Genomic DNA, 8,948 nt, shown 5'->3' on the forward strand with positions numbered 1-8,948 from the left:
AAGGGATAAACGCTGAAGGCATCTAAGCGTGAAGCCCCCCTCAAGATGAGATATCCCATCCGAAAGGAGTAAACCCCCTTGAAGACGACGAGGTCGATAGGGCAGGGGTGGAAGTGTGGCAACACATGGAGCTGACTGCTACTAATAGGGTGAGGGCTTGACCAAGAAAGCATGGTCAATTGATTCGGAGATGTTTAACATGTATGTGGTTTTGAAGATATGATAGAAGTTTAGGAGCAGAGAAATCTGCTTCTTTTTTTGTATCTTTCTTTAAATATATTTGTTATACTAGCAATATGAATATTGTTTATGAAATTTATAATTAAAAAATGTATTTCTCAGAAAATGATAAATTATTCTTTCCCAGTAACCAGCTTCCACGATCCGATATATGGATAACTGGTTACGTGAGAGAACTATAATACCTACATACGAGAACCATAATACCTACATATGAGAATCACAATACCTACTATATAAGAAAGGAATCACCATGCCATCAATTACCCGAATCAACCGTGACGATATGCTCGAACTTACCCGCCGAATGACAGTTGCCCGAACATCCATGACCCGCATTGCAGGAAGCTACATGGACGCAGACGGATTCATCGACGGAACTTTCAATACCAACTTTCTGAAACTCAAGAATTCCGAAAAAGAGAAGAATCTTTCCATAGCAAAAATCATCCCATTTTCACCAACCAATCAGAACCTCAAACGTTACAAAATCCCCAAAGAGGCATACACTCCAGGTGCTATCCGCCAGCTCCTGCTCGGGATAAAATCCTGTGGTCTCAAAAACGATGCTCTTCTCGAATCCTTTTACGAATATATAGCAGAAAACTATCACACAAATCATGACTATGCCGTATACCTTTTCCATAACACTTACGATATCCCCCTCAAAGCGGCAGATCACGAAAGTCTCTGGGAATCCGAAGAAATTTATGAGTATATCATCTGCGCGATCTGTCCGGTGTCCGGTGACTACGAACCAGGTAAACCAGAATGCGGATTTCTTTTTCCTTCATTCAATAACAGAACAGAAGATCCGGACTACATTGATATCTACCAAAGTAATCCGGATCTTCCGAAAAAAGACTTATTAAAAATACTGCAATTGTGTGATTAATTGTGCAATGCTGTCATTGGTCGGATCACATGCCCTTTCATCCATCGGAACACAACCAAGCAGATGATAACTGACAATAATGATCCACATGCCGTCGCAATCCCCATCGGGAACAGCGTAGTCGGGAACCACAAGGAAGTCAGGTAAACTCCCGGAATACGTACAAAGAGGATGGACACAATATTATGCAGGAAAGAAAAACCTGATTTTCCATAAGCACAGAAGTATCCACTGAAACAGAAATGAATTCCTGCAAAAATACAGTCAAAGATATACCCACGTATGTACTGACTACCGAGTACAATAACCATTGCATCTGTTGTAAATAATGATACCACAGGTTCTGCAACAAACTGGATTACAATTGAGACAATTACTCCAAAACCAACAGCAATCAGAATTCCATAACGAAGTGTCTTCGAAGCACGATCATGTTTCTTTGCACCAATATTCTGTGCGCACAAAGCAGAAACCGTGGAAAGCATAGAAGAGGGAACCAGAAATAAAAAGCTGATGATCTTCTCTACAATGCCGACAGCGGCGGCTGTATCAAGTCCGCGTCTGTTTGCAATGATCGTAATCACAATAAAAGCAATCTGAATAAATCCATCCTGCAGTGCAACCGGTATGCCGATGCTCAGAATCTTTTGCAGGGATGCATGATCTGGACGAAAATCCTTTCGTGATAAAGAGATTCCTGTATCTTTTTTCAGAATCACAACCAGAGCAATGATCACACTCACAAGCTGAGATAACGTAGTGCCAAGTGCAGCTCCAACCGGTCCAAGGTGAAAATACCCCATAAACAGATAATCCAGTCCGATATTCACCACACACGCAATTGCAATAAAATACATCGGGCTTTTGGAATCTCCAAGCCCGCGAAAAATTGAACTGATGATATTATATGCTGTAATACACGGAATCCCAATAAAACACACCGTAAGATAAACTACAGTTCCACTTACCGCTTCCAAAGGGGTAGACATTACCGATACGATCGGATGAACCAGAAGAAGCAGGATCACCATTAATCCAACAGCAACAGTCATAAACAAAGTAACCGTGTTTCCAATTGTTCTGGAAGCACTTTTTTTGTCCCTGGCGCCGATTGCCTGTGCAATGGTGACGGTAGACCCCATGGCAAGACCAACAATCATAACCGTAATCATATGCATGACCTGGCTTCCAATCGAGACGGCTGTAGTACTGGCAACTCCCTCAAACTGACCGATGATAAAGAGATCTGCCATACCATACAGGGTCTGCAGAAAATAAGATAACAGATAGGGCAGTGAAAAGTAGAGAATATTTTTTAGGATACTGCCGGATGTAAGATTTCTTTCCATAATAAAATGTTGATTCCTTTCTTTCTATATCATAGTAAACTCTATAACAGTTGTAGAGTCAATACTTTTTCAATTAACCGATTTAAATTTTCGAATGTTAATATAATAACTGGCAACAAGAAGTACTGTTGCTCCTGTCCATGCGGCAATCTCCGCGTAAAAGATCCCATTCTGACCGACAAGTTTCGGAAGCAGCAGTGCCACACCGACTCTGACAAAAAATTCCACAATTCCACTCAACATAGGAATCATTGTATTTCCAAGCCCCTGCAGCGCAGAACGGTAAACATACAGGAAATACAAGATGCAGAGGCAGGAAGCCATAATAGACAGATAGTGCCATGCAATGGCAAGCACCTGTTCTGTCTGCGTTGGGTCACCGGAAATAAACATAGAGAGCAGTGTTTTTCCAAAAAGAAACATCATAATACTAATGAATGCTGATGTCAGGAATGCCAGAAAAGCACTGGCATGTACTCCTTTTTTGATACGTGCGATCTTACCTGCACCGAGATTCTGTCCAACATAGGAAACCACCGCATATCCATAAGAAATCGCAGCCATCTCCAGAACACCATAAAGTTTATTCGTTGCAGTAAATCCGGCAACAAACAGAAAGCCATATCCGTTGATCACAAACTGCACAGCAAGACCGCCAACAGAAATGATCACATCCTGAAATAAGATCGGTGCGCCGAGTCCAAGAAGCTTCCGGTTCAGTCCCGGTACATGCTCAAAATCATTTCTGGAAATATGTACAATATCGATTTTTTTCACTACAACGAAACAGTACAGAGCAGAAAAAGCCTGAGCAGTAACTGTAGCAAGAGCAGCACCGGCCACACCCCAGTGAAGTCCGGCAACAAAAACAAGATCCAGGACCACATTAATAACAGAAGCAATGATCATAGCGATCAGAGGTGTCCGGCTGTTGCCAAGAGCACGCAGCACCGAGGCAAAAATATTGTAGGCGGCAACGATCGGAATTCCGCAGAAAACGATTCTAAGATAGATCAACGACATGCCAATAATATTATCCGGTGTATTCAAAAGAACCAGGATCCATCTGGCAGCAAGCTGACTGACAACCAGAAGCGAAACAGCAGTGACCGCCGTAAGCAGATAACTGTGAGCGACTGCTTTTTTGAGATTGTTCCATTTCCGTGCACCGTAATGCTGCGAGATTAAAATAGAAAATCCCTGTGTAACTCCGGTAGAAACGCCGAGTACCATCCACATGATCCACTCAACAGCTCCAAGGGCAGCAAGAGCCTGAACTCCCGCAACCTGCCCTACAACAATTGTATCCACCATCGTATACAACTGCTGAAAAATATTCCCCAGCATCAGCGGAACTGCAAACAGCAGAATCAGCTTTGCCGGGGAACCCTTCGTCATATCACGAACCTGATCTGACATAAAAAATCCTCCAATAAACAAAAAATAAAATTCATTTGTATCTATATCATTTTCACATGGACAGATGTCTCTGTCAAGCATGGTTATTCAGGGCAAAACATTTTGCAAGATACTTAACTGTAAACAGTCACAAAACGTATACAAAAACCTATTTTAACAAGTAAGCGGCAATCTGCCTGAAATCCGCAGGTAATTCTCCGATCAACCGGACCTCATGCTTCTCAAATGGCTGCCGAAAGGATAGCTTCCAGGCATGGAGGGCGGTGCGGGTAAAGACTGGCAGTACAGAGGAAGAATCAGGTCTTTCTTTATAATATAAACTATCTCCCAGAAGTGGATGCCCGAGAGCTTTCATATGAACACGGATCTGGTGTGTGCGGCCGGTATCCAGGCGGAGAGATATCAGTGACCATTTTTTTGTACTGTAAAGCGTACAGTAATGCGTAACCGCGGGCAGAAGCGAAGAAGCAGCGGTACTGCAATTATCGTCAGGATCAGGAACAGCCTGCATCCGCAGTGGATGGTCAGATACTTTTTTTACAGGAAAAGAAATGGTATGCCAGAAATCAGCAGGATCTTCTGGCAGATGTCCAGCCACAACGGCAAGATATTCCTTACGAAAAATATGCTCTTTACGCTGTGTTTGAAGCCGCTGCGCCGCAACCTGATTCTTAGCAAACAGAACAATACCAGAAGTCTCTTTGTCGAGCCGTCCGATTGGGCGGACACGAATGGAGGCTTTTTTATTTTGAAAATAAGCAGCGACCTGATTAGAAAGGGTATCCGCATAATGGCTACCGGACGGATGAGTGAGTATGCCAGCCGGTTTATTTACTGCAAGAATATCCTGATCTTCATACAGAATCGCAAGGGAAGAAGAATCACCTGAAACAAGCTGTTCAGAAGCAATTTCCGCAGTTTCCAGACAGACGCGGATCTCGTCACCGGGAAGGACAGATTCTGTGATCCGGCAGCGGACACCATTTTTCTGAATGCCGTTCGGAAAAAATTTGGCGCGGCTGATCTGTTTTTTTGTCAGGTGTCCCTGAGAACGAAGAACCTGATCGACTGTAGAAGCGGCTGAATCAGTCAGGACTGTAAGGTTAATATATTTTTCCATAAGAAAAGTTCCTTTATATGAAAGAGATTTGCCGGTAACCGTTTACAGGTGCATCGGCTTTTTTATTCAAGTATTCCCATATTGGTCGGGAGGTTAATATTTTTGTACGTGTGAAGAAGTTTTTCCAGCTCATAGATTGCAGGGGTGAGGAACTTGTTTTTGTGGTAGACCAGTTTGAATTTGCGGTTCCATTCGCCATTCTGGTTATAAAAAACACGAATCGTGTTGCGCTGGATCTCATGTTTCATAAGCCGGAGAGACATGACAGAAAGTACACGGTCATAAAGCACCGCATTCAGGAGTGTACGGGGACTGTTTGCCTCCCAGACGGTCTGAACAGAAATCTGATGTCTGGTCGTATAATTTTCAAAAAGCTGCCGGGTTCCGCTTCCCTGCTCACGCATGGCAAAGGATTCCCCGGCAAGATCCTGTACCTGGATACAGTTTTTCTGATAAAAAGGATGATCTTTACCTGCGGCAAGCACCAGACAGTCATCTATGATCGGGAGAACAGTAAGGTCAGGAGAAAGAATCTCACCCTCAACGATTCCGGCATCCAGTTCAGAACGCAGGAGCTTTTTTTCAATGTCCTTGGTATTACTCACATAAGAATGAACCCTGACATCCGGACAGGCCTTCTGGAGTTTCGGGATCAGAAAAGGAGTCAGGCATGTTCCGATCGTGATCGTGGAACCGAGTTTCAATGTGGAGGACTGTCCCTGATTGAGCATAAGTTCTTCAAGCTGCTGGAACTGACGGATCAGACTGCGCGCCTGCGGCAGAAGCAGATTTCCACGTTCAGTGAGGTATAGCTTTTTGCCGAGACGTTCAAAAAGAAGTCCGTTGTAATGCTTTTCCAGTTCGCGGATCGCCTGACTTACGGTAGGCTGTGATAAAAACAGAGAAGCAGCAGCGGCACTCATGGAGCCCTGGTCAGCTACTGCGACAAAAATAGTCAGATGTCGTATGGTCATTTTACATTCTCCTAGTATAGGAAATACCTATCATTTATATAAAATAATATCATTTTTCAAATACATACTCAAGTGGTATATTATCAATCATGGATAAAAAATAGGGAATGAGGTATAGAGATGTCAGCATTAACAATCAGCAAAGAAGATGAAAGAGAGAATTGGTTTTGAAAACATGGAAAAACAATTGCTTGGATAAGCGATATCTGATAGGATAAAGGCAGCAATTCGATGGGGAGATGAAGCATATGGAACAAAGACAAAAAGACATGGTCGTTAAAAAACTGATCGATACACATACGACGATTTCCACGATGGAGAGCTGTACATCCGGCATGATCGCATCTACGATCACTGATACAGAAGGTGCATCTGCAATCTTTCCGGGAGGCTATGTCACGTATCTGAATGAGACTAAAATTTTTATCGGAGTGGATGAAGAAATCATTCGGAAGTACGGTGTATACTCCAGGGAATGTGCAGAAGCAATGGCAAAGACGGTGCAGGAAAAAATGCGAACGGATATTGCCATTGGAATAACAGGAACGACCGGAAACATTGACCCGAACAATGCAGACAGTGTACAGGGAGTGGTATACTTTTGTATTCGTGTAAAAGATAAAGTAAATATATTTGAAATGCATGCAGAGGTTGCAGGAATGAACAGGCATGAAATTAAACAGATGTATACAGATATGGTATTTGAAAAGCTGCAGGCACTTGTGATGTAGAGTAAAAAAGTGTATATTAAAGGAAGACTGCCAGAACAGATGGATTTTAGCAGGAAAATGTGATTTGGAGGAAATGATAATGAGCATCAAAGAAGAAATTCATGGATTAACAGACGAGATGCTGACAAATCTCGGAAGACTGGTTGCAATCGATTCACAGCTTGGAACGCCGGCAGAGGGAATGCCATTTGGAGAAGGTCCTGCAAAGGTACTTGAGGAAGCACTCAAGATTGCCGATGAACTTGGATTCAAGACCGTAAACCTGGACAATTACTGTGGTTATGCTGAGATGGGCGAGGGCGAAGAAATCGTTGGTATCGCCGGACATCTGGATATCGTTCCGGTCGGTGGTGACTGGACTTATGATCCGTTCAGACTTACCAGAGAAGGTGACCACGTTTATGGACGTGGAACCACAGATGATAAGGGACCGGTTCTGGAAGCTCTTTACGCAATGAAACTTCTCCGTGATTCCGGAGTGCAACTCAACAAGAGAGTTCGTCTGATCATGGGATGCAATGAAGAGACAGGTTCCAAATGTATGGAACATTACAATGAAGTTGCAGAGGAAGTATCCTGCGGATTTACACCAGACGCAAACTTCCCGTGCATCCATGGTGAGAAGGGCATGGTAATGATGACAGCGTATTCCAAGAATACCAAGATCATTTCCATGAACGGAGGTTTTGTTTCCAACGCTGTATGTGATACCTGCAATACAGTTGTTCCGGCAGAAACAGGACTAAAAGACAAACTGGAAGCCGCTTTTGCAGAAACAAAACTTCAGGAATACAAAGTGACAGAAGAGAACGGCGAGATCAGCATTTATGCAAAGGGAGTTCCTGCACATGCCAGCACACCGACTCTTGGCGTCAATGCGGCAGGTGTGACATTTGAATGCCTTGCCAAAGCAGGATTCGAAGATGACTTTGTGAAATTCTATAATGAGCATATCGGTACAGCTTGTGATGGCTCCGGTCTTGGACTTAAGTTTGCAGATGAATTTGGTGAGCTGACTCTGTGCAACGGAATCGTCAAGACAGAAGATGGAGTGATTTCCAGTACGATCGATATTCGTGTACCGGTTACTCTCAAAGCAGACGAAGTCCGTAAGATGTGTGCGGACAGACTGGAAGATGAGAGCGGATGTATCGAGGTTCATATGATCGGTGATGCACTGTTTTTCCCGAGAGAATCCCCTCTTGTAAATGCTCTGTACAAGGCATACGTAGATGTTACAGGCGATACAGAGAACAAACCGATGGTGATCGGCGGTGGAACTTACGCGAAATCACTCAAAAACATCATCGCATTCGGACCGGAAATGCCGGGAATCGACTACCGCATCCACGGCGCAGATGAGTTTATTCTTGTATCAGGAATGGAAGAAGCTGTGCTTATTTATATGGAAGCGATCAAGAATCTTCTTGCAATATGACAAAAGACGAATGGTACAGACAGCTTTTTGAGAATCTGGGAAAATCAACATTCCGAAGCAGATTTCATCTGAAGCAGACAGATATTGACTATATCAACAGCAAGGGGCTGGACAAAATAGAAGAACATGCACGCGATTTTATCGCAAAGCGCGAAGTACCGGCAGAGATCCCAAACGATGGAAAACAGACCCCGATGCGCGGTCATCCTGTATTTATCGCACAGCATGCGACAGCGACATGCTGCCGTGGCTGCATTAAGAAATGGCACAGGATTCAGCCAGGGAAACAACTGAGCCAGATACAGCAGGACTATCTCGTGGACGTGATCATGACCTGGATCCGGCGGGAGATGGAGGGCAGATAAGAAATGAAACTGGTCACAAAAACCTTTGATGAATTAACCACCGCAGAATTATACGAGATCTATAAACTACGCATATCCGTCTTTGTCGTGGAGCAGAACTGTCCATATCAGGAAATCGACGATGCCGACAAAGTTGCCATCTGTGGCTGCAGGACGAAGACGGCATCCCACATGTGCTGATGGAATACAAGAAATAAAGCTATACCATCTGCCGTACACATAGATCATTTCCAGAAATTAGTTTTGCATCGAGAAAAGTACAGCAGGGTAATCCCGATGCCGATAAGTATACAAAATTGGTTATGCCCGTATAATGGTGTAAATTGAATATTAAAAATAAATAGAGCCAAATGCTCTCCCTTTAGGTATAATAAGTTCACCACAAACAAAATTACCAAGGAGGATTCACAAATGGCT

Annotated in this window: 9 protein-coding genes and 1 rRNA gene; 6 read left to right on the plus strand and 4 right to left on the minus strand. The window is 43.5% G+C overall.

The window, feature by feature from the left end:
* Together KQI91_RS13025 and KQI91_RS13030 are read left to right on the plus strand one after the other, a co-directional pair.
* A 23S ribosomal RNA gene (locus KQI91_RS13025) occupies window positions 1-165 on the plus strand; the annotation flags it as partial.
* A gap of 328 nt (window positions 166-493) precedes the next feature.
* On the plus strand, window positions 494-1,135 hold the full coding sequence (locus KQI91_RS13030) for a DUF4317 family protein (protein WP_216393213.1): 642 nt from the start codon (window positions 494-496) through the stop codon (window positions 1,133-1,135).
* On the opposite strand, the gene KQI91_RS13035 is transcribed toward KQI91_RS13030, so the two are convergent.
* The 4 genes from KQI91_RS13035 to KQI91_RS13050 all read right to left on the minus strand — a co-directional run bounded on the left by KQI91_RS13035 (window position 1,132) and on the right by KQI91_RS13050 (window position 5,997).
* Window positions 1,132-2,484, minus strand: a complete 1,353-nt coding sequence (locus KQI91_RS13035) for an MATE family efflux transporter (RefSeq protein WP_216393214.1) — start codon at window positions 2,482-2,484, stop codon at window positions 1,132-1,134. The two genes, KQI91_RS13030 and KQI91_RS13035, sit on opposite strands and share 4 nt — an antisense overlap.
* Before the next feature lie 69 nt (window positions 2,485-2,553).
* A complete protein-coding gene (locus tag KQI91_RS13040; protein ID WP_216393215.1) occupies window positions 2,554-3,903 on the minus strand; it encodes an MATE family efflux transporter in 1,350 nt (449 codons plus the stop codon).
* Between the two features lie 148 nt (window positions 3,904-4,051).
* Window positions 4,052-5,023 carry an RluA family pseudouridine synthase gene (locus KQI91_RS13045; protein ID WP_216393216.1) on the minus strand — a complete coding sequence of 324 codons (972 nt, stop codon included), beginning with the start codon at window positions 5,021-5,023 and terminating at the stop codon, window positions 4,052-4,054.
* A gap of 62 nt (window positions 5,024-5,085) precedes the next feature.
* The gene (locus KQI91_RS13050; protein ID WP_216393217.1) at window positions 5,086-5,997 is read right to left on the minus strand and encodes a LysR family transcriptional regulator; all 912 of its coding nucleotides are present in this window, start codon (window positions 5,995-5,997) and stop codon (window positions 5,086-5,088) included.
* A 248-nt stretch (window positions 5,998-6,245) separates the two neighbouring features.
* On the opposite strand from KQI91_RS13050, the gene KQI91_RS13055 reads away from it, so the two are divergent.
* The 4 genes from KQI91_RS13055 (at window position 6,246) to KQI91_RS13070 (ending at window position 8,711) form a co-directional block, all read left to right on the plus strand.
* Window positions 6,246-6,728, plus strand: coding sequence for a CinA family protein (locus KQI91_RS13055; RefSeq protein ID WP_216393218.1), 483 nt, complete (start codon window positions 6,246-6,248; stop codon window positions 6,726-6,728).
* Between the two features lie 79 nt (window positions 6,729-6,807).
* Window positions 6,808-8,166, plus strand: coding sequence for a M20 family metallopeptidase (locus tag KQI91_RS13060; protein WP_216393219.1), 1,359 nt, complete (start codon window positions 6,808-6,810; stop codon window positions 8,164-8,166).
* Entirely contained in the window at window positions 8,163-8,531 is a 369-nt protein-coding gene (locus tag KQI91_RS13065; RefSeq protein ID WP_216393220.1) for a DUF4186 domain-containing protein, read from the plus strand. Before KQI91_RS13060 ends, KQI91_RS13065 begins: the two co-directional genes overlap by 4 nt.
* Window positions 8,532-8,534: 3 nt before the next feature.
* Window positions 8,535-8,711, plus strand: a complete 177-nt coding sequence (locus KQI91_RS13070) for a hypothetical protein (RefSeq protein WP_216393221.1) — start codon at window positions 8,535-8,537, stop codon at window positions 8,709-8,711.
* Window positions 8,712-8,948: the final 237 nt, after the last annotated feature.

It is taken from the genome of Blautia sp. MSJ-19, from assembly GCF_018918125.1.
Lineage (GTDB): Bacteria > Bacillota > Clostridia > Lachnospirales > Lachnospiraceae > Blautia_A.

What these genes read in the sequence shown, in the direction of transcription:
- KQI91_RS13030 (WP_216393213.1), top strand. Translation starts at nt 494, where the DNA reads ATGCCATCAATTACCCGAATCAACCGTGACGATATGCTCGAACTTACC.
- KQI91_RS13035 (WP_216393214.1), bottom strand. Translation starts at nt 2,484, where the DNA reads ATGGAAAGAAATCTTACATCCGGCAGTATCCTAAAAAATATTCTCTAC.
- KQI91_RS13040 (WP_216393215.1), bottom strand. Translation starts at nt 3,903, where the DNA reads ATGTCAGATCAGGTTCGTGATATGACGAAGGGTTCCCCGGCAAAGCTG.
- KQI91_RS13045 (WP_216393216.1), bottom strand. Translation starts at nt 5,023, where the DNA reads ATGGAAAAATATATTAACCTTACAGTCCTGACTGATTCAGCCGCTTCT.
- KQI91_RS13050 (WP_216393217.1), bottom strand. Translation starts at nt 5,997, where the DNA reads ATGACCATACGACATCTGACTATTTTTGTCGCAGTAGCTGACCAGGGC.
- KQI91_RS13055 (WP_216393218.1), top strand. Translation starts at nt 6,246, where the DNA reads ATGGAACAAAGACAAAAAGACATGGTCGTTAAAAAACTGATCGATACA.
- KQI91_RS13060 (WP_216393219.1), top strand. Translation starts at nt 6,808, where the DNA reads ATGAGCATCAAAGAAGAAATTCATGGATTAACAGACGAGATGCTGACA.
- KQI91_RS13065 (WP_216393220.1), top strand. Translation starts at nt 8,163, where the DNA reads ATGACAAAAGACGAATGGTACAGACAGCTTTTTGAGAATCTGGGAAAA.
- KQI91_RS13070 (WP_216393221.1), top strand. Translation starts at nt 8,535, where the DNA reads ATGAAACTGGTCACAAAAACCTTTGATGAATTAACCACCGCAGAATTA.